The sequence below is a fragment of the Streptomyces sp. R33 genome (assembly GCF_041200175.1).
Taxonomy (GTDB): Bacteria; Actinomycetota; Actinomycetes; order Streptomycetales; family Streptomycetaceae; genus Streptomyces; species Streptomyces katrae_B.
Window position 1 is genome coordinate 4,438,512 of record NZ_CP165727.1, and the last position, 20,404, is coordinate 4,458,915.

A 20,404-nucleotide genomic window follows, 5' to 3' on the forward strand; every position below is an offset into this window, starting at 1 on the left:
GGGCACCCGGCTTGACGTGTGCTTGCCCTCCGGCAGACTGGGCCCGACATGCGCTCAGCCAGAGGCGTAGGGACACATCCCGAGGGGAAGCAACAGTCATGAGCCAGGACGGCACTCAGGGCCAGTACGCGGGCGGCTCTCTGGCCGGTGGCCGTTACCAGCTAAGGGACTTGCTGGGTGCGGGCGGCATGGCGTCCGTGTACTTGGCGTACGACTCGGCGCTCGACCGGCAGGTCGCCATCAAGACCCTGCACAGCGATCTCGGCCGCGAGCAGTCGTTCCGCGAGCGCTTCCGCCGTGAGGCACAGGCTGTTGCGAAACTGTCGCACACGAACATCGTCTCGGTCTTCGATACGGGCGAAGGCGAAGTGACGTTCAGCAACCGCGGGGCCGGCGACGCCGCGGTGATGCCGTACATCGTGATGGAGTACGTGGAGGGCCAGCCGCTCGGCTCGGTGCTCGAGACGGACATCCGCCAGTACGGGGCGATGCCTGCGGACAAGGCGCTGAAGGTGACGGCCGACGTACTGGCCGCGCTGGAGGTCAGCCACGAGATGGGCCTGGTCCACCGCGACATCAAGCCCGGCAACGTGATGATGACCAAGCGCGGCATCGTCAAGGTCATGGACTTCGGCATCGCCCGGGCCATGCAGTCGGGGGTCACCTCGATGACGCAGACCGGCATGGTCGTCGGCACCCCGCAGTACCTCTCGCCCGAGCAGGCGCTGGGACGCGGTGTGGACGCCCGCTCCGACCTGTACTCGGTCGGCATCATGCTCTTCCAGCTGCTGACGGGACGGATCCCGTTCGACGCGGACTCGCCGCTGGCCATCGCCTACGCGCACGTGCAGGAGGAGCCGGTCGCCCCGTCCTCCATCAACCGCTCGGTCACCCCGGCGATGGACGCGCTGGTGGCGCGCGCCCTGAAGAAGAACCCGAACGAGCGCTTCCCCACGGCCGCCGCCATGCGCGACGAGGTCGCGCGGGTGCTGTCGGCGGGCCAGACCGGTGCCCCGGTCATCGTCCCGGGCGCGCACCCGGGCACCAGCGGGGCGGGCGTGGGCTCGGCCGTGTTCCCGCCGGTGGACTCCGGGTTCCAGGCGCCGGCCCAGTCGGTGCAGCAGCCGTACGCGCCGACCCCGACGCCGTCCCCGTACGCACCGCAGACCCCGCCGCCGGTGGCGCAGCCGCACGGGCAGGGCGGGTACGCGTACCCGCCCCAGCAGCAGCCGGTCTCGCACCAGCAGCAGCAGTACGCGCCGCCGACCCCGCCCCCGTTCACCATCTCGCCGGCGGCCAACGCGGCCCCGGCCGGCGGGGGCTCCGGGAGCGGCGACAAGCGGAACATGCCGGTGATCGTCGGCGCGATCGCGGTGGCTCTGCTGGCCGTCGGCGGTCTGATCGCGGCGATCTCGATGAACGGCGACGGGGACAAGGACAAGGGCAGCGACAATGCCGCCTCGCCCAGTGCCTCCACGTCCGCCTCGGCCAAGACCGGCTTCAAGGGACCGGACGTCTCGCGCACGATCGAGTCGTCCAAGTGCAAGGAGCCGAGCAAGCACTACAGCGACGCCACCAAGTACACGGCGCCCGACCTGCGCTACAAGAACCTGCTCTCGGTCAAGGAGTGCATCCAGGCCTCCGGCGGCAAGTACAAGATCGTCGAGAAGGACGAGGCCGTGTACGGCAAGGACACCGTGCTCGACCAGACCCCGCGGCCCGGCGAAAAGATCGACAAGGAAGGCACGGAGTACACGCTGACCGTGTCGACCGGCAATCCGGAGTAGCCGGGGCAATACGGGGTAACGGGACGGCATCCCGGGCGACCCTGACGGGGCGCCCGGGATGCCCGTTTTGCCCCACCGTGTCAACCTGAGCACAACATCTCGGCGCTCGGGACGGGAGGGGCTCCCCGTGACTCAACGCCTCCGCACACAGCGCTGGCTGGCCGGGGCCGCAGTGGCCGCCGCCGCGCTGTCCCCCGCCGCCCCCACCGCGTCCGCCTCGTCCGCCGCCGCCTCGTCCCCCGCCGGCCTCACCGCGGCCGTACGCCCGCTCGCGCCGGCCGCCCCGCACACCTCGGGATCGGCCTCCCGCAGGGCACCGAAGGCCGATCCCGACGACACCGCAGACACCGGCGACAGCTCCGACACCGCCGGCACCGACCCGGTGGCCGACGTACCCCACGAGGCGTACGAGGAGCTCGCCGGCAGCGCCGCCGGGGTCGGGCGGGAGCACCCCGGGCGTCCGGCGGCCGAACCCGCGAACCCGGACACCGTGCTGGCCGCCCGCCCCCTCCCGGTGCGCCCGCACCACCGGCCGGCCGGACAGAAGCCGGTTCCGCCGGTTCCGCCGGTTCCGCCCAGCCCGCCGAGCCCGCCGTCCGCAGTCACCGCGCTCGGCACCGGGCCGAACGAGCGCGCCGCCGATCTGGCCGCGCACATACTGCCGCTCGGCACCGGATTCGCCCTGATGGGGCTGGGTCTGGGCTACCTCGGGATGCGGCTGCGCAAGGGCCTCTGACCCCGGCCGGGGTGGGCCGCCAGGTCCCCTCTCCGTGGGACGCGAGGCCCCTCCTCCCCCTTCCGGCCTACTCCTCAGGACGGTTGCGGCGATCGGCATACTCGGTATACATACTGAGTATGTCGATCCGCCACGGCCTTCTCGCCCTGCTGGAAAGGGGTCCTCGGTACGGCTCTCAGCTGCGTACCGAGTTCGAATCCCGCACCGGCTCCACCTGGCCACTCAACGTCGGGCAGGTGTACACCACGCTCGCCCGGCTGGAACGCGACGGCCTCGTCGCACCCGGCGGCGAGGACTCCGCCGGGCACACCCTCTACGCCATCACCGACTCCGGACGCGCCGAACTGCACCAGTGGTACGAGCGTCCCGTCGACCGCACCAACCCGCCCCGCGACGAGCTGTCCATCAAGCTCGCCATGGCCGTGGGCGCCCCCGGCGTGGACATCCGCGCCGTCATCCAGGCCCAGCGGCACGCCACGATCAAGGCGATGCAGGACTACACCCGGCTCAAGGCGCAGGCGCTCGCCGCGATCGAGACCGGGAAGTCCCGCGAACGCGACGACGTGGCCTGGCTGCTGGTCCTGGAACAGCTGATCTTCCAGACCGAGGCCGAAGCCCGCTGGCTCGACCACTCGGAATCACGGCTCGTACGGCTCTCCCTGCCGGCCGACCGGAGAGCCGAGCCCGACCCGCCGCAGGCCGCCGAAACCGACGGCATCGCCGTCACCGCACCCCAGCCCCGCGCCTCCCGCACGCCGCGGAGCTGACGCCACCACCGTCCCAGGGGGGACCTCCCATGCCTGACCAGCAGTCCGCGCCCCACATACAGCCCGCACGGTCCGCCCAGCCCGTGCTGCAGCTGGACAAGCTCACCCGCACGCACGGCAGCGGCGCCACCGAGGTGCACGCCCTGCGCGGCATCGACCTGGCCGTCTACCCCGGCGAACTCGTCGCCGTCATGGGCCCCTCCGGCTCCGGCAAGTCCACGCTGCTCACCCTGGCCGGCGGCCTCGACACGCCCACCAGCGGCCATGTGATCGTCGAGGGAACCGACATCACCACCGCGAGCCGCAAGCAGCTGGCCGCACTGCGCCGCCGCAGCATCGGGTACGTCTTCCAGGACTACAACCTGATCCCGGCCCTCACCGCCGCCGAGAACGTGGCCCTGCCGCGTGAACTCGACGGGACCTCCGCCCGCAAGGCCCGCGTCTCGGCCCTGGCCGCCCTGGAGGAGATGGGCCTCGGGCAGCTCGCCGACCGCTTCCCCGACGAGATGTCCGGCGGCCAGCAGCAGCGCGTGGCCATCGCCCGCGCCCTCGTCGGCGACCGCCGCCTGGTCCTCGCGGACGAGCCCACCGGCGCCCTCGACTCCGAGACCGGCGAATCAGTCCTCGCCCTGCTGCGTTCGCGCTGCGATGCGGGCGCCGCCGGAATCCTCGTCACCCACGAACCGCGGTTCGCCGCCTGGGCGGACCGCGTGGTCTTCCTGCGCGACGGCAGCGTGGTCGACGAGACCCTGCGCAGCCAGGCCGACTCGCTGCTCTCGGGGCAGGCGGCCGGCCGGTGAAGTCCTCGTACCACGCCTGGATCGCGGCCATCCGGATCGCCCGCCGCGACGCCTGGCGCGCGAAGGGCCGCAGCGCCCTCGTCCTCGCGATGATCGCCCTGCCGATCGTCGGCGTGAGCGCCGCCGATCTCACCGTGCGCAGCGCCGAGCTCTCGCCCGAGCAGAAGGTGTCCCGTCAGATCGGCGCGGCGGACGCCCGGCTGAGCGATTCGAACCTGAGCGGGCCCGTCTACCAGGACGTCGAGGGCAGGAACTCCATGCCCGTCGGCGGCTACGACAAGTACGTCCCCGGCGCGGAGTCGAATCCGAACCTGCTGACCTCGGTGATCCCGGCAGGTGCCCAGTCCCTCAAGGACAGCACCGCGCACACCAAGATCCGCACCCGGTACGGCCTGCTGGAGACCGATCTGCGGGAGATCGACGCGGCAAGCCCGCTGGTCAAGGGCATGATCGAGATGAACCGCGGGCGGCTGCCGCAGGAAGCGGGCGAGGTCGTCGCCACGACCGCCTTCCTGAAGGAGTCCGGCTTCTTCGTGGGCTCCGAGTTCCGCGCACGCGGCTCGGAGACGTGGTTCCGGATCGTGGGCGCCTACGAGCTCCCGTCCGAGCTCGGGAAGACCGAGATCCTCGCCCCGCCCGGCACCCTGCTGACCCCGCTCGACAAGGCCTTCCAGGCCGCCGGGGTCCCCGGGGTGGTCGCCACCGACAGCTACCTGGTCAAGGTCGGCGGCGATGGTTTCACGTGGAACATGGTCAAGGCGCTCAACACGAAGAGCGTGCAGGTCGTCTCCCGCGCCGTGCACCTCGACCCGCCGGCCGAGTCCGAGGTGCCGTACATCGCCCAGCAGAAGGAGCTGGGCTACTACCACCCGGACGGCGAGCTCCCGGTCACCGAACTGGCCGTCCTGGCCACCGTCGTCGGCCTCGCGATGCTGGAGATCTGCCTGCTGGCCGGACCCGCCTTCGCGGTCGGCGCCCGTCGCTCGCGCCGCCAGCTGGGCCTGGTCGGCGCCAACGGCGGCGACCGGCGCCACATCCGGGCCATCGTGCTCTCCGGCGGTCTCGTCATCGGAGCCGCGGCCGCGGTCTGCGGCACGGTCCTCGGCATCGCCCTCACCCTGGGGCTGCGGCCGGTGCTGGAGGAGTACCTCGGCGCCCGCTTCGGCGGGTTCACGCTGCGCCCGCTGGAGATCCTCGGCATCGCCCTGCTCGCCGTCGTGACCGGCCTGCTGGCCGCGATCGCCCCGGCCGTCACCGCCTCCCGGCAGACCGTGCTGGCCTCGCTGACCGGCCGTCGCGGGGTCCGCCGGGCCAACCGGGTGCTGCCCGTCCTCGGCCTGATCGCCCTCGGCACCGGCGCCGCGATCGCCCTGTACGGCACCGCCTCCCGGATGGGCGCCACCGTCGTCGCGGGCGGCAGCGCCATCGCCGAGCTCGGCATCGTCGCCCTCACCCCGGTGCTGGTCGGCCTGTTCGGGCGGCTCGGGCGCTGGCTTCCGCTGTCGCCGCGGCTCGCGCTGCGCGACGCCGTCCGCAACCGGGGCCGTACGGCGCCTGCCGTGGCCGCCGTCCTGGCCGCCGTCGCCGGCACCGTCGCGGTGGCCACGTACCAGCACAGCATGGAGCTGCAGGCCCGCCACGAGTACGTCGCCGAACTCCCGGACAACTCGGGGATCGTGGCCGTCCGCGAGCACGGCCGCAGCAAGGACATGGGCGCCGTCCGCGAGGCGGTGACGCAGGAACTCCCGCTGGCCGTACGGGCGGACGTGGACTACATCGCGTACGGCAAGCCCGGCTGCGAGAAGTTCACCGGCCGCGAAAGCTGCGGACGGGCCGAGATCATGCGGCCCAAGGAGCAGCGCTGCCCGCTCTACGAGGCCAAGGACGGGCCCGACTCGTTCGGCCCGGCGGAGAGGAAGGCGCTGCGCAAGGACCCGCGCTGCACGTACAAGCGCCACTCCGCGCAGTTCGTCGTGGTCGTCGCCGACGAGAAGCTGCTGACGGCGCTCGCGGTCACCGATCCGGGCGCGGTCTCCGCCCTGAAGGAGGGCAGGGCCGTCTCCTTCGACAAGCGCAACGTCAAGGACGGCAAGGTCACCGTCCGGCTGATCGACAACAACAACGACGTCTTCGAGCCGGGGGTCGATCCGAAGGGGGAGGACAAGGTCTTCGCCGTCCACCAGGCGCCCGACACCGCCGAGGGGTACGGCCTGGAGCTCGTCCTGCCGCCCGCCGCGGCCAAGAGCGCCGGGCTGACCACCCTGCCGTTCGCCTCGTACTTCACCCTGGACGGCACCGCCACCAGCCGGCAGAAGCAGCGGGTGGCCGCGCGGATCGACCAGATCGGCGTGGAGGCCCCCGTCACCATCGAGGCCGGCTACCAGGCCGATGCCGACATCACGATGCTGGCCCTCACCGTCTTCGCGGGCCTGGTCACCATCGGCGCGGCCGGCATCGCCACCGGACTCGCACAGGCCGATGCCGAGGCCGATCTGAAGACCCTGGCGGCGGTCGGCGCACCGCCACGCGTGCGGCGCACGCTCAGCGGTTTCCAGTGCGGGGTGGTGGCCCTGATGGGCGTGGTCCTGGGCTCGGCGGCGGGCATCCTGCCGGCGGTCGGCCTGCGGCTCGTCCAGCGGCGGGAGACGGAACACCTCATGGAGATGGCCGGCGACGCGAACGACAAGCTGTTCGTGCCGATCGCGGTGCCGTGGGAGACCCTCGGCGGGCTGCTCGTCGTGGTCCCGCTCGGCGCGGCCCTGCTGGCCGCCCTGGTCACCAAGTCCAGCGGCGCCATGGCCCGGCGCGCGGCGGGCTGACGGTCACTGTGCGTTCACGCCCCCGTACAGGGTGGATCACGCCCGTACGGGGGCACACCGTGTGAGTAAGACGGTGTACGAGAGAATGACGGCATGGAGATGCCGAGGAGTGAACGGTCGCAGGACAGCCCCCCGCACGGCCTGATCGTGGGACAGGACGGGATGCCGGTCGGCGGCGCCGATGACGAGTCGCGCGAGGTCCCGGTGACGGAGATGGTCGAACAGCCCGCCAAGGTCATGCGGATCGGCAGCATGATCAAGCAACTTCTGGAAGAGGTCCGCGCCGCACCTCTGGACGAGGCCAGCCGGGTCCGTCTCAAGGACATCCATGCAGCGTCCGTGAAGGAGCTGGAGGACGGTCTGGCTCCCGAGCTCGTGGAGGAACTGGAGCGCCTGTCGCTCCCGTTCACGGAGGAGGCGATCCCCTCCGAGGCGGAACTGCGCATCGCGCAGGCCCAGTTGGTGGGCTGGCTGGAAGGCCTGTTCCACGGCATCCAGACGGCCCTGTTCGCGCAGCAGATGGCGGCGCGGGCCCAGCTGGAACAGATGCGCCGCGCCCTCCCCCCGGGCGCCCCGACGGACGACGAAGACGCCCACGGCGCCATCCGCTCGGGCCCGTACCTGTAGACGACGGTGGTGGCGGGGCTTGCGAGCCCCGCCACTGTCGTTTCCGGCCCCGCCCCTGTCGTTCCCGGCCCCGCCGCACCATCCGGCCCCGCCGGCGTGCGAGGCGCGGGGTCCGGGCGCAGTGCCCCCCGGGGAAGTGCAGCTCCCCACAGGGGACATGGCCCGCGCATACTCATGGGTATGACCTACGACGCGATCGTCCTGGCCGGCGGCGCCGCAAGACGACTCGGCGGCGCGGACAAACCCGCCCTCCACGTAGGCGGACGCGCCCTCCTCGACCGCGTCCTGGACGCCTGCACGGACGCCGGCACCACCGTGGTCGTCGGCGGCCGCCGCCCCACCTCCCGCCCGGTCCGCTGGACCCGGGAGGACCCGCCCGGGGCCGGCCCCGTCGCCGCCCTCGACGCCGGTCTGCGCCAGACCACCGCCGAGCTGGTCCTCGTACTCTCCGCCGACCTCCCGTTCCTCGACCGGGCCACGGTCCGCGCGCTCCTGGATTCCGCCGGAGGCGAGGGCGCCCTTCTGCGCGACCCCACCGGCCGCGACCAGCCGCTCGTCGCGGCCTACCGCGCCGAACCCCTGCGCCGCGAGATCGCCCTCCTGGCTACCGAGCACGGCGGCCTCTCCGGGCTCCCCCTGCGCGCCCTCACCGCCGAGCTGGACCTGGCCAAGGTGACGGACACTGCGCCACTCGCCTCCTTCGACTGCGACACCTGGGACGATCTCGCAGCCGCCCGCGCCAGGATCAGGGAGCATGGAAGCGTGCTGGACCAATGGATCAACGCCGTCAAGACCGAGCTGGGCATCGACCTCGCCGTCGACACCAAGACCCTGCTCGACCTCGCCCGCGACGCCGCGCACGGTGTCGCCCGGCCCGCCGCCCCCCTGACCACCTTCCTGGTCGGCTACGCGGCCGCCCAGGCCGAAGCCACCGGCACCGACCCCGCCACCGCCGTCGCCGAGGCCTCCCGCAAGGCAGCCGACCTGGCCTTGCGCTGGGCCGCCGAAGCCGAGGCCGAGGCCGAACAGAACGGCTCAGGATGACCCCCACCGACGCCGACCACACCCTCCAGGCCCTCGACGAGGCCCTGGCCCTGGTCAGCCGCGATCCCCGGCCCGGCGCAGCCGGCACCCACCGCGCCGCCGCCTGGCCGCAGGCCCGGGAGGCCGCCGCCCGCGCCGGCTCCGCCGTCCGGCCCCGCACCCACCGGGTCCCCCTCGCCGACGCGCTCGGGGAGGTGCTGGCCCAGTCCCTGGAGGCCCTCACCGATCTGCCGTCCTTCGACACCTCCGCCATGGACGGCTGGGCCGTCGCCGGGCCGGGCCCCTGGACCGTCCGCCCCGGCGGCGGGGTGCTGGCCGGCTCCGACCGCCCCGAGCCGCTGGCCGACGGCGAGGCGGTACGGATCGCCACCGGCGCCCGGATCCCCGCCGACACCACCGCCGTGATCCGCAGCGAGCACTCGCGCGAGTCCGGCACCCAGCTGCACGCCGACCGGACCGTCCTCACCGGCCAGGACATCCGCCCCCGGGGCCAGGAGTGCCGCTCCGGCGATCTGCTGCTGCCCGCCGGCTCCCTGGTCACCCCGGCCGTCCTGGGCCTCGCCGCGGCCGCCGGGTACGACGAACTCGCCACCCGGCCCCGGCCCCGCGTCGAGATCCTGGTGCTCGGGGACGAGCTGCTCACCGAGGGCCGCCCGCACGACGGCCTGATCCGGGACGCCCTCAGCCCCATGCTCGGCCCCTGGCTCACCCGGCTCGGCGCCGAGGTCACCGCCACCCGCCGGCTCGGCGACGACCCCGAGGGCGCCAAGGCCCTGCTGGACGCCATCACCTGCTCCGACGCCGACCTGGTCCTCACCACCGGCGGGACCGCCTCCGGCCCCGTCGACCACGTCCACCCCGTCCTGCAGGAGGCCGGCGCCGAACTGCTGGTCGACGGGGTCGCCGTACGCCCCGGGCACCCCATGCTGCTGGCCAGGCTCGGCGACAGGGCCTCCGGCCAGGACGCGGTGCGCCACCTGGTCGGCCTGCCCGGCAACCCGCTCGCCGCCGTATCCGGACTGCTGACCCTCGCCGAACCGCTGCTGCGCGCCTTGGCCGGCCGCCGCCAGCGCCCCCGGTACACGGTCCCGGTGCAGGGCGACGTACCCGGCCACCCGTACGACACCCGGCTCGTGCCCGTCCTGCTGACCGACGAGCACGCCGTGCCGCTGCGCTACAACGGCCCCGCCATGCTGCGCGGCGTGGCCGCCGCCGACGGGCTGGCCGTCGTACCGCCGCACGGGGCGCACGACGGGCAGGACCTCGAGATCCTGGATCTGCCGTGGGTCTCGGGAGGATGTTTCACGTGAAACTCCACGGCCAGGACGCGATGGCCCGTGGCGCCGACGAGAAGCTCGTCTCGCGGCGCATCAAACTGCCCAAGCGCGTCGTGGAGAAGCCGCTCCGACAGGTCGGCAAACGCCTGTTGATGGCCCTGTTCGTGCTGTTCCTGACGGTCCTGATCGTGTGGCTCGACCGCGACGGGTACCACGACAACGCCAACGAGCAGGTCGACTTCCTCGACTGCGTCTACTACGCCACGGTGACCCTGTCGACGACCGGCTACGGCGACATCGTCCCGTACAGCGACAGCGCGCGGCTGACCAACATCCTGCTGATCACGCCCTTGCGCGTGCTCTTCCTGATCATCCTGGTCGGCACCACCCTGGAGGTCCTGACCGAGAAGACCCGCGAAGAGTGGCGACTGAGCCGCTGGAGGAAGAACTTGCGTGAGCACACGGTCGTCGTCGGCTTCGGCACCAAGGGGCGCTCTGCGCTGCAGACGCTGCTGGCCACCGGCCTGCGCAAGGAGCAGGTCGTCATCGTGGACCCCAGCGCCAAGGTGATCGACACGGCCAACGCGGAGGGGTTCACCGGGGTCGTCGGCGACGCAACCCGCTCCGATGTGCTGCTGCGCGCCGAGCTGCAGAAGGCCCGTCAGATCGTCATCGCCACGCAGCGGGACGACACCGCCGTCCTGGTCACGCTGACGGCTCGGCAGATGAACCGCGGCGCGAAGATCGTCGCGGCGGTCCGCGAGGAGGAGAACGCGCCGCTGCTGCGCCAGTCGGGTGCGGACGCGGTCATCACGAGCGCGAGCGCGGCCGGCCGGCTGCTGGGGCTCTCGGTGCTGAGCCCGAGTGCGGGCACGGTGATGGAGGACCTGATCCAGCAGGGCAGCGGGCTGGACCTGATCGAACGCCCCGTCAGGAAGGCCGAGGTGGGCAAGGGCGTACGGGAGACGGAGGACCTGGTGGTGAGCGTGCTGCGCGGCCACCGGCTGCTCGCGTACGACGACCCGCACGCGAGCCCGCTCCAGCTGACGGACCGTCTCATCACCATCGTGCGCGCGGCGCCGCTCGCCTCGTCGCCGATGACGAGGGGACCCGCCGACTAGCCGACGTGCCGCCGGGGTGGCGTACCCTCCGGGCCATGCATGCGATCACCATCGAACAGCCCGGCGGCCCCGAGGCCCTCGTCTGGGCCGAGGTACCCGATCCGGTGGCCGGCGAGGGCGAGGTCCTCGTCGACGTCGCGGCGAGCGCCGTGAACCGCGCCGACATCCTCCAGCGCCAGGGGTTCTACGACCCCCCGCCCGGCGCCTCCCGCTACCCCGGCCTGGAGTGCTCGGGGCGTATCGCCGCCCTCGGACCGGGGGTGTCCGGCTGGGCGGTGGGCGACGAGGTGTGCGCGCTGCTCGGCGGCGGCGGGTACGCGGAGCGGGTCGCCGTCCCGGCCGGCCAGCTGCTGCCGGTCCCGGCGGGCGTGGACCTCGTGACGGCGGCGGCGCTGCCCGAGGTGGTCTGCACCGTGTGGTCGAACGTGTTCATGGTGGCGCACCTGCGCCCCGGCGAGACGGTGCTGGTGCACGGCGGCTCCAGCGGCATCGGCACGATGGCGATCCAGCTGGCGAAGGCGGTCGGCGCGACGGTGGCGGTGACGGCCGGAGGCCCGGAGAAGCTGGCCCGCTGCAAGGAGCTCGGCGCGGACATCCTGATCGACTACCGCGAGCAGGACTTCGTGGCGGAGCTGCGGGCCGCGACGGGCGGCGCCGGCGCGGACGTCATCCTGGACATCATGGGCGCGAAGTATCTGGCGCGGAACCTGGACGCCCTGGCCGTGAACGGCCGGCTCGCGGTGATCGGGCTCCAGGGCGGGGTGAAGGCCGAGCTCAACCTGGGCGCGCTGCTGGCGAAGCGGGCGGCGATCACCGCCACCTCCTTGCGGGCGCGCCCGCCGGCGGAGAAGGCGGCCATCGTCGCCGCCGTACGGGAGCACGTGTGGCCCCTGGTGGCCGCGGGCCGGGTCCGCCCGGTGGTGCACGCGACGTACTCGATGGCGGACGCCACCGAGGCCCACCGCACGATGGAATCGAGCACGCACGTGGGCAAGCTCCTGCTCACCACCTGACGGCTGCGCCGCCGGGCCCTCTCCCCGGGCGGGGAGAGGGCCCGGCGGGCCATGCCGTTACAGCGAACGCAGCAGCACCGCAGGCGACTCCACGCAGTCCGCGACGTACCGCAGGAACCCACCCGCCGTGCCGCCGTCGCACACCCGGTGGTCGAACGTCAGCGACAGCTGGACGACCTGGCGGACCGCCAGTTCGCCCTGGTGGACCCACGGCTTCGCCACGATCCGGCCGACGCCGAGCATCGCCGCCTCCGGGTGGTTGATGATCGGCGTGGAGCCGTCCACACCGAACACCCCGTAGTTGTTCAGGGTGAACGTCCCGCCCGTGAGATCCGCCGGCGCCAGCTTCCCGGCGCGGGCGACCTCGGTGAGGCGGGCGAACTCCGCCGACAGGGACTCGGCGCCGCGCGCCTGCGCGTCCCGGACCACCGGGACCACCAGCCCGCGCTCCGTCTGCGCCGCGAAGCCCAGGTGCACGGACGGCAGCCGTACGATCTCGTTCGCCGCGAGGTCCACGGTCGAGTTGAGCTCCGGGTACTTCGCCAGCGCGGCCGTGCAGATCCGGGCCAGCAGCGCGAGCACCGAGATCTTCGGCCCGCCCACGGCGTTCATCGCGGCCCGCGCCGCCATCAGCTCGGTCGCATCGGCGTCGACCCAGCACGTGGCGTCCGGGATCTCCCGGCGGCTGCGCGACAGCTTCTCGGCCACCGCGCCCCGCAGGCCCTTCAGCGGAATCCGCTCACCGCTCACCGCGGCCGCCACGGGGGCGGAAACGGGAACGGCCACCGGCTCCGGCGCGCGGAGCGCCGCCTCGACGTCCGCACGCAGGATCAGGCCCTCGGGCCCGGATCCGTGCAGCGCGCGCAGGTCGATCCCGTGGTCCCGCGCCAGCTTGCGCACCAGCGGCGAGATCACGGCGACGGGCCCGGCCGAAACGGGAGCAGGAGCCTGAGCGGCAGCGGGCGCGATGGGAGCGGGTGCGGGAGCAGCGGCGACAGCCGGCGTTGCGGAGCCAGGTCGCACCCGCCTCCGACGCGCCGTACGCGAGTGGTCCGTCCCGTAGCCGACCAGGACGTTGCCCGAGCCGGAGTCCTCGGGCTCCACCGCCTCGTCCGCGCCCGCACCCACCGCCACCGTGATCAGCGGTGCTCCGACGGGGAGTTCCGTGCCCTCCTCCCCGAACCTGGCGGTGACCACACCGCCGTACGGGCACGGCACCTCCACCATCGCCTTGGCCGTCTCGACCTCGACCACCGGCTGGTCGACGGCGACGACGTCGCCCACCGCCACCAGCCAGCGGACGATCTCGGCCTCGGTCAGTCCCTCCCCGAGATCGGGGAGCTTGAACTCCATTACCTGCGCCATCAGTTCTCCCACTGCAGGCGGGCCACGGTGTCCAGGATCCGGTCCACACCGGGCAGATGGTGCTTCTCGAGCATCGGCGGCGGGTACGGGATGTCGAAGCCCGTCACGCGCAGCACCGGCGCCTCCAGGTGGTGGAAGCACTTCTCCTGGATGCGGGCGACGAGCTCCGCGCCCGGTCCTGCGAAGCCGTTGGCCTCGTGGACCACCACCGCGCGCCCGGTGCGGCGTACGGACGCCACGACCGTGTCCTCGTCGAACGGGACGAGCGAGCGCAGGTCCACGACCTCCAGGTCCCAGCCCTCCTCGCGCGCCGCCTCGGCCGCCTCCAGGCACACCGGCAGCGAGGGGCCGTACGTGATCAGCGTGGCGCTCGTGCCCGTACGCCGGACGAGTGCCTTCCCGATCCCCGGCACGGCCGCCGGCGTCTCGGGGTTCCACTGGGCCTTCGACCAGTACAGCCGCTTCGGCTCCAGGAAGACCACCGGGTCGTCGCTCGCGATCGACGCGCGCAGCAGCCCGTACGCGTCCTCGACGGTCGCCGGGGTCACCACGTGCAGCCCGGGGGTGGCCACGTAGTACGCCTCGGAGGAGTCGCTGTGGTGCTCCACCCCGCCGATCCCGCCGCCGTACGGCACCCGGATGGTGATCGGCAGCGGCATCGCGCCGCGCGTGCGGTTGCGCATCTTCGCCACGTGCGAGATGAGCTGCTCGAACGCCGGGTAGGCGAACGCGTCGAACTGCATCTCCACGACCGGCCGCAGCCCGTACATGGCCATGCCCACCGCGGCGCCCAGGATCCCGGCCTCCGCGAGCGGGGTGTCCGTACAGCGGTCCTCGCCGAACTCCTTCGCGAGGCCGTCCGTGATCCGGAAGACCCCGCCCAGCGTCCCGACGTCCTCGCCCATGACGTGGACCGTGGGGTCCTCCGCCATGGCGTCGCGCATGGCCCGTCCCAGGGCCTGCGCCATCGTCGCCGGCTTCACGGCCACCGTGGTCACGACTGCTCCTCCGCGTCGAGCTCGGCGCGCAGCATCTCCGCCTGCTCGCGGAGCCGGCCGGTCTGCTCCGCGTAGACGTTTTCGAACAGGTCCATCGGGTCGAGCACGGGCTCGGCGTTCATCCGCTCGCGCAGCGTCGCGGCCATCGCCTCGGCGGCGTCCTTGGCCTCCTGGATGCCCGCCGCGTCCAGCAGCCCGCGCGCGGTCAGCTCGCGCTCCAGCAGCTCCACCGGGTCGTGCGCCTTCCATGCCTCGACCTCGGCGTCACCGCGGTAGCGGGTGGCGTCGTCGGCGTTCGTGTGGGCCTCGATGCGGTACGTGATCGCCTCGATCAGCGTCGGTCCGCCGCCGGCCCGGGCCCGCCGGACCGCCTCGGACAGCACCTCGTGCACGGCGGCGATGTCGTTGCCGTCGACGAGGCGGCCCGGCATCCCGTACCCGACGGCCTTGTGGGCCAGGGTGGGGGCGGCGGTCTGCTTGGCGAGGGGGACGGATATGGCGAAGCCGTTGTTCTGGACGAGGAAGACCACCGGGGCCTGCCAGACGGCCGCGAAGTTCAGCGCCTCGTGGAAATCGCCCTCGCTGGTGCCGCCGTCGCCCACCAGGGCGAGGGCGACCACGTCGTCGCCGCGCAGCCGGGCCGCGTGCGCCAGGCCGACCGCGTGCGGCAGCTGGGTGGCGAGCGGGGTGCTCAGCGGGGCGATCCGGTGCTCGCGCGGGTCGTAGCCCGTGTGCCAGTCGCCGCGCAGCAGGGTCAGCGCCTGGACGGGGTCGAGGCCGCGCGCCACGGCCGCGAGGGTGTCGCGGTAGCTCGGGAAGAGCCAGTCCTGCTCCTCGAGGACCAGCGCGGCCGCGATCTCGCAGGCCTCCTGGCCGACCGTGGAGGGGTACACCGCGAGCCGGCCCTGCCGGGTGAGGGCGGTGGCCTGGGCGTTGTAGCGGCGGCCGCGCACCAGCTCGGCGTAGCAGCGCCGCATCAGCTCGGGGTCGAGCTTCTCGGCGGCCGGCGTGCCCAGTACCCGGTACGGCTCGGGGTCCGGGAGCAGCGGGGCGGCATCCGTACGGGGCCTCCAGGCGGGCGGCGGGGTGGATCGGTAGGACGCACCGGCACCGGGCAGCTCTTGGACCGTCATGGCGGCGTACACCTCCTCGTGGGAAGTCGTCTGGGCACCCCTGGGGGCACCCCCGGCGGTGACCGGGGGCATGTGAGGCGCCTCACCAACCGATTGTTCGGTCGATGGCGCAATTTGGCTACAGGCGGCTCCAGGCTGTGGACAAAGTGGCGCCGGGGCCCTGGGATGGGTGCAGGACGTCCAGGAGAGGGAGGCAGTGGGCAATGCCGGATGAACAAATGGCCGCAGCGGGTTCCGCACCGGTCCCACCGGGTGGTGCACCTTCCGCCCCACAGGCCCCGCCCCGCGCCCTGGATCCCATCGACCGTTCGATCATGCGCCTGCTCCAGGCGGACGGCCGGGCGTCCATACGGTCGGTGGCCGAGCAGGTCCACGTGTCGCGCGCGAACGCCTACGCCCGGATCAACCGGCTGATCGACGACGGGGTGATCCGCGGGTTCACGGCCCGCGTCAACCACGAAAGGGCAGGCCAGGGCGCGTCCGCGTACATCACCCTGAAGATCGTCCAGAACTCCTGGCGCACGGTCCGCGAGAAGCTGCGCGAGCTCCCGGGCGCCGCCCACATCGCGCTGGTCAGCGGCGATTTCGACGTCCTGCTCCTGGTCCACACGCCGGACAACCGCACCCTGCGCGAGCTGGTGCTGACCCGCCTCCAGTCCATCCCGGAGGTCCTCTCGACGCGCACGCTGCTGGTCTTCGAGGAGACCGACCTCCTCGACACGGGCCCGAACGGCGGACCGGCGATCTCCGAGGAGTAGGCGGTCCCCTGAGAAGCAGGGGGCTGCGGAACGCGACAGCGCCCCGGGAACGGCCTGGAGGGCCGTTCCCGGGGCGCTGTGCGAGGCGCCTACGGGTTGATCACTTGGTCTCGTAGTAGCCGAAGATGTCGACGATCAGGTCGGTCGTGTCCCAGCTCTGGTTCCAGAAGTCGACGACCCCGTTGACGCCGCCGGAGCTGGCCTGGACCAGGTTCGGGACGGTCTTGCCGGCCGTCCAGTTCAGCGTGGACGCGGTGGGACGCGTCAGCTGAGACTCGGTGCCGCTGTCGTACTGGTCCGGCGTGTTCGTGTCCGGGGCGACCGAGAGGAAGCCCGCGTCCTTGGTGTTGGTCACCGTGGTGTTCAGGACGTAGCCCGCGATGCCCTGCTCGCCGTGGGAGATGGGCATCCAGATGTAGCCGCGGGGGTACATCGGCCCCTGGCCCCAAGCGCGGGTGTCGAGCATGCGGCCCGGGGTGACCGGCATGAAGGCACCCGCGCTGTCGGGGCTGTAGTAGCCGACGACGTCGACGATGACGTCGGTCCCCGCCCAGGCGCCGTTGAAGACGTTGACCTTCCCGTCGGGACCGACCGGGACGACCACCGAGTTGGCGACGGTCTGCCCGGCCCTGAAGTTCACGTTCGAGGTGTTCGGGGCCTGCTGGCCGCTCGGGTAGGCCGTCAGGTGGCCGTCCTCGCGCGGGCCGGTGGCGGTCACGTTCAGCGCCACGGCGGTGGCGTTGGAGGGCACGTACCAGCCGCCGAGCTGCACGCCGATCGTGCCGCGGCCCGCGACCTGTCCCTGGGGCGCACCCTGGCCGGAGCGGGTGTCCACGGCGCGGACCGGGGCCATCGGCGTGTAGCCGCTGGCCGCGGTGCGGGTGAAGTAGCCGGTGATGTCGGCGATCAGGTCGACCGCCGTCCAGCTGCCGTTGTACAGCTCGACGGTGCCGTCCTTGCCGACCGGCACGACCACCAGGTTCGGGACGGTCTGGCCGGCCTCGAAGTTGAGGTTCGAGGTGGTCGGACGCGTGCCGCCGCCCGGGAAGGCCGTGACGTGCCCGGGGTTGGCGGCGTTGGTGACGGTGACGTTCAGGGCCACGGCCGTGACGCCCGCCGGGATCTTGCCGTTGCCGGCGATCTTCACCTTGGCCGAGGAGTACGCCTGGACCATGCCCTTCGGGGCTCCGGTGCCGGTCCGGGTGTCCAGGAGACGGGTCGGGGCGTACGGGGTGAAGTCCGAGCCGACCGTCGACAGCGGGAGCTCGTTGACGACCTCGGCCTGGTTCACGGAGTCCGTGACGGTGACCTTGACGTTGTACTCGCCGAGCTCGGCGTAGCTGTGCTTGAGCGACACTTCCTGGCCGGGGAAGGCGTCGACGCCGTCGGTCGTGCCGTCGCCCCAGCTGTAGGTGACGCGGAGCGTGGCGCCCGGGGAGCTGAGGACCTGGGCCCGCAGTTCGATGCCGTGCGCGGACGTGCTCTGCGCGTCGAGGACGAGGCCCAGGTCCGGGTTGCCGGCGGCGGCGGTCTCCGCGCCCTGGGCGGTGACGGTCGCGCCGGCCTTGCCCTTGGCCGCGGGCAGGGCCTTGCGGACGGAGTGCTCCGCGGGGCTGTGGAACTTCTTGACTTCGGATGCACCGAGCTTGCCCAGGTCCGCTCCGGGAGCGGACACCCCCTTGGCCACCGGTGCGGACGGACCCGCGGCCGGACCGGCCGCCTGGGCCATGCCCGGGATGAAACCAACGCTGGCCGCCACGACGACGGCAGCGGAAACTACGAGACGGCGACTGCGCACCGGCCCCCCCATTTTCTATTACTGCTTGAACATGTTCGAAAGCCTGATCATCGTACAGACCCCGCGCGGCGATGCAGCTGGAATTTGCGGCCAGATCGAACGGATCATGGCCGGTCACCGACCGCGTACGGTCCGCAGTCCGTCCAGCGCCATGTGGACGACCGCGTCGGCCAATTGGTCCGCGGTGGTGCCGGGGTGCGGCCGGTACCACTCCACCAGGGAGTTCACCATGCCGAACAGCAGGCGGGTCGCCAGCCGGATGTCCACGTCCGCGCGCAGGTCCCCGTCGGCCGCGGCGGCCTTGAGGAGCTCCGCGACCTGGTGGTCGAACTCACGGCGGCGCTCCAGGGCCCAGCGCTCGGTCCGGGTGTTGCCCCGCACCCGCAGCAGCAGCGTCACGTACGGGAGTTCGGCGACCAGGACCTCGACCGTGCGCCGTGTGACGTACTCCACCCGCTCGACCGCCCGGCCGCGTACGGCACCCGGCTCCTCCAGGACGGCGAAGAGCCCGTCGAGCGCGCGGCTGACGGCCCGGCGCAGGAGCTCCTCCTTGCCCGCCACGTGGTGGTAGATCGAGGACTTCGAGATGCCCGCCGCCTTGGAGAGGTGCTCCATGGAGGTGCCGTCGTAGCCCCGCTCGTTGAAGACCTGGACGGCGACCGACAGGAGGGTCTCGGGGGTGTACGTGTCCCGCCTGGCGGTGGTCATTCGGCATCCTCCGCGTAGCCGAGCTTGAACAGCGCCAGCGAGGGCGCGTAGCGGCCTCCGGGACAGCGCTCGTCGAGGTGGTGCAGCAGGTCGTACGCCCAGTCGCGGCCCAGCCGGCCGTGCCACTCGGACGGGCCCAGCGGGTAGTTCACGCCGAGCCGCATCGCCGTGTCGATGTCCTCGGCGGTGGCCGCGCCGCGCGCGACGGCGTCGGCGGTCAGGTCGATCAGCATCGCGACCGTGCGCGCCACGATCATGCCGGGCACGTCGCCGATGACGGAGACCTTCTTGCCGAGCTTCTGGAACAGGCCGACCGCCTCGGCCAGGGTCCGCTCGGTGGTGTCCGCGCCGGCGGACAGCGCGATCCGGGTGGCGCCGCGGTAGTCGAGGGCGAGGTCGAAGTAGACGACGTCGGCGAACTCGATCGAGGTCTTGCCGTCCGCGAGCACCAGCTGGCCCTCGCCGGGCAGCTGGATGTACGGGCCCCCGTGCTCGGTGGACGTGACCGCGATCCCGGCCTCTTCCAGCAGCTCGACGAGCCCGGCGGCGGGACCGAGGTCGCCGACCACGGTGACCTTCTCGGGAGCCTCCTCGGGACCGGCGGTGTGCGGGGCCGGAGCCTGGGCGTCCGGGCCGTACGGGAACCAGCCGTGCCCGGACTTGCGGCCCAGGCGGCCCGACTGGACCAGCCGGCGCTGCGCGAGGGACGGGGTGAACTTGGGGCTCCGGAAGAAGGACTCCCAGACGGAGCGGGTGACGGCCTCGTTGACGTCCTGTCCGATGAGGTCGGTCAGCTGGAACGGGCCCATCTTGAAGCCGCCGCACTCGCGGAGCACGGCGTCGATGGTCGCCGGGTCGGCGCCCTGCTCCTCGTACACCGCGAAGGCCTCGGCGTAGAAGGGGCGGGCGATCCGGTTGACGATGAAGCCGGGGGTGTCGGCGCAGCGGACCGGCGTCTTCCCCCAGCCCAGGACGGTGCGGTACGCGCGCTCGGCGGCGGCCGGGTCGGTCGCGAAACCGCTGACCACCTCGACGAGCGGGAGCAGCGGGGCCGGGTTGAAGAAGTGCAGGCCGAGGAAGCGGCCGGGGTGCGCGAGGCCGGCGGCGAGCTCGGTGACGGAGAGGGAGGAGGTGTTCGTGGCCAGCAGCGCGTCCGGCGCGACCACCTCTTCGAGTGCTTCGAAGAGCGCGCGCTTGACGGCGGTGTCCTCGACGACGGCCTCGATGACGAGCGCGGCGCCGGCGAGGTCGGTGAGGGCGGTGGCCGCATCGATCCGGCCGATCGCGTCCTCGGCCTCGGCGGGGTCGAGGCGGCCCTTCGCGGCCATGCGGTCGACGCGGTCCTGGACGATGCCGACGCCGCCGGCGGCGAGCTCGGCGTTGATGTCGTAGATCAGCACCCGGTGACCTGCGAGAAGGGCGACCTGGGCGATGCCCTGCCCCATGGTGCCGGCGCCGACGACCGCCACAGTGCGGGACCGCTCGATTGCTGTCATGTCCTGATCCTCCCGCACCGGGTTATCCACAGGCCTGCCGGGCCCTCTTGTCCCGACCGATCGTTCGGTTACTCTAACTCCAGTCTGCTCTTCTTCACCCGCCCCTGCCTGATCTCAGTCTGCGACCCAGCCTGATCTTGCCCGGCTCAACGAGGAG

Annotated in this window: 17 protein-coding genes; 11 read left to right on the forward strand and 6 right to left on the reverse strand. The window is 72.6% G+C overall.

The window, feature by feature from the left end; genetic code table 11:
- Positions 1-98: 98 nt before the first annotated feature.
- The 10 genes from AB5J51_RS20265 (at position 99) to AB5J51_RS20310 (ending at position 11,991) form a co-directional block, all read left to right on the forward strand.
- The gene (locus AB5J51_RS20265) at positions 99-1,787 is read left to right on the forward strand and encodes a protein kinase (RefSeq protein WP_369778236.1); all 1,689 of its coding nucleotides are present in this window, start codon (positions 99-101) and stop codon (positions 1,785-1,787) included.
- 127 nt (positions 1,788-1,914) lie between these two features.
- On the forward strand, positions 1,915-2,523 hold the full coding sequence (locus AB5J51_RS20270; protein WP_168724326.1) for a hypothetical protein: 609 nt from the start codon (positions 1,915-1,917) through the stop codon (positions 2,521-2,523).
- 119 nt (positions 2,524-2,642) lie between these two features.
- Positions 2,643-3,290 (forward strand): PadR family transcriptional regulator, encoded by a 648-nt coding sequence (locus AB5J51_RS20275; protein WP_053787057.1) that lies wholly within the window; start codon positions 2,643-2,645, stop codon positions 3,288-3,290.
- A 29-nt stretch (positions 3,291-3,319) separates the two neighbouring features.
- Positions 3,320-4,090: an ABC transporter ATP-binding protein gene (locus tag AB5J51_RS20280; protein ID WP_133897466.1), complete on the forward strand. Its 771-nt coding sequence runs from the start codon at positions 3,320-3,322 to the stop codon at positions 4,088-4,090.
- Positions 4,087-6,909: an FtsX-like permease family protein gene (locus AB5J51_RS20285; RefSeq protein WP_369778237.1), complete on the forward strand. Its 2,823-nt coding sequence runs from the start codon at positions 4,087-4,089 to the stop codon at positions 6,907-6,909. The genes AB5J51_RS20280 and AB5J51_RS20285 overlap by 4 nt, the downstream gene beginning before the upstream one ends.
- A gap of 93 nt (positions 6,910-7,002) precedes the next feature.
- On the forward strand, positions 7,003-7,536 hold the full coding sequence (locus AB5J51_RS20290) for a bacterial proteasome activator family protein (protein WP_053787054.1): 534 nt from the start codon (positions 7,003-7,005) through the stop codon (positions 7,534-7,536).
- A gap of 180 nt (positions 7,537-7,716) precedes the next feature.
- The gene (locus AB5J51_RS20295; RefSeq protein ID WP_369778238.1) at positions 7,717-8,580 is read left to right on the forward strand and encodes an NTP transferase domain-containing protein; all 864 of its coding nucleotides are present in this window, start codon (positions 7,717-7,719) and stop codon (positions 8,578-8,580) included.
- Positions 8,577-9,890 carry a molybdopterin molybdotransferase MoeA gene (locus AB5J51_RS20300; RefSeq protein ID WP_078987387.1) on the forward strand — a complete coding sequence of 438 codons (1,314 nt, stop codon included), beginning with the start codon at positions 8,577-8,579 and terminating at the stop codon, positions 9,888-9,890. Before AB5J51_RS20295 ends, AB5J51_RS20300 begins: the two co-directional genes overlap by 4 nt.
- The gene (locus AB5J51_RS20305; protein WP_136226041.1) at positions 9,878-10,978 is read left to right on the forward strand and encodes a TrkA family potassium uptake protein; all 1,101 of its coding nucleotides are present in this window, start codon (positions 9,878-9,880) and stop codon (positions 10,976-10,978) included. The genes AB5J51_RS20300 and AB5J51_RS20305 overlap by 13 nt, the downstream gene beginning before the upstream one ends.
- Before the next feature lie 35 nt (positions 10,979-11,013).
- Entirely contained in the window at positions 11,014-11,991 is a 978-nt protein-coding gene (locus tag AB5J51_RS20310) for an NAD(P)H-quinone oxidoreductase (RefSeq protein WP_053787051.1), read from the forward strand.
- 57 nt (positions 11,992-12,048) lie between these two features.
- On the opposite strand, the gene AB5J51_RS20315 is transcribed toward AB5J51_RS20310, so the two are convergent.
- Genes AB5J51_RS20315 through pdhA form a run of 3 tightly spaced genes read right to left on the reverse strand, consistent with a single transcriptional unit; the run spans position 12,049 to position 15,487 of the window.
- A complete protein-coding gene (locus tag AB5J51_RS20315) occupies positions 12,049-13,356 on the reverse strand; it encodes a dihydrolipoamide acetyltransferase family protein (protein WP_369778239.1) in 1,308 nt (435 codons plus the stop codon).
- Positions 13,356-14,354: an alpha-ketoacid dehydrogenase subunit beta gene (locus tag AB5J51_RS20320; protein WP_053787049.1), complete on the reverse strand. Its 999-nt coding sequence runs from the start codon at positions 14,352-14,354 to the stop codon at positions 13,356-13,358. Before AB5J51_RS20320 ends, AB5J51_RS20315 begins: the two co-directional genes overlap by 1 nt.
- Positions 14,351-15,487, reverse strand: a complete 1,137-nt coding sequence (gene pdhA, locus AB5J51_RS20325; protein WP_053787117.1) for a pyruvate dehydrogenase (acetyl-transferring) E1 component subunit alpha — start codon at positions 15,485-15,487, stop codon at positions 14,351-14,353. The genes AB5J51_RS20320 and pdhA overlap by 4 nt, the downstream gene beginning before the upstream one ends.
- A 203-nt stretch (positions 15,488-15,690) precedes the next feature.
- On the opposite strand from pdhA, the gene AB5J51_RS20330 reads away from it, so the two are divergent.
- Complete coding sequence (locus AB5J51_RS20330) at positions 15,691-16,245, forward strand: Lrp/AsnC family transcriptional regulator (protein WP_078613080.1); 555 nt, start codon at positions 15,691-15,693, stop codon at positions 16,243-16,245.
- A gap of 100 nt (positions 16,246-16,345) precedes the next feature.
- Here AB5J51_RS20330 and AB5J51_RS20335 read toward each other — a convergent pair whose 3' ends face one another.
- The 3 genes from AB5J51_RS20335 to AB5J51_RS20345 all read right to left on the reverse strand — a co-directional run bounded on the left by AB5J51_RS20335 (position 16,346) and on the right by AB5J51_RS20345 (position 20,247).
- Positions 16,346-17,974, reverse strand: coding sequence for a PKD domain-containing protein (locus AB5J51_RS20335; RefSeq protein WP_136226043.1), 1,629 nt, complete (start codon positions 17,972-17,974; stop codon positions 16,346-16,348).
- 183 nt (positions 17,975-18,157) lie between these two features.
- A complete protein-coding gene (locus AB5J51_RS20340; RefSeq protein ID WP_053787048.1) occupies positions 18,158-18,751 on the reverse strand; it encodes a TetR/AcrR family transcriptional regulator in 594 nt (197 codons plus the stop codon).
- A complete protein-coding gene (locus AB5J51_RS20345) occupies positions 18,748-20,247 on the reverse strand; it encodes a 3-hydroxyacyl-CoA dehydrogenase (protein ID WP_369778240.1) in 1,500 nt (499 codons plus the stop codon). The genes AB5J51_RS20340 and AB5J51_RS20345 overlap by 4 nt, the downstream gene beginning before the upstream one ends.
- Positions 20,248-20,404 lie beyond the last annotated feature (157 nt).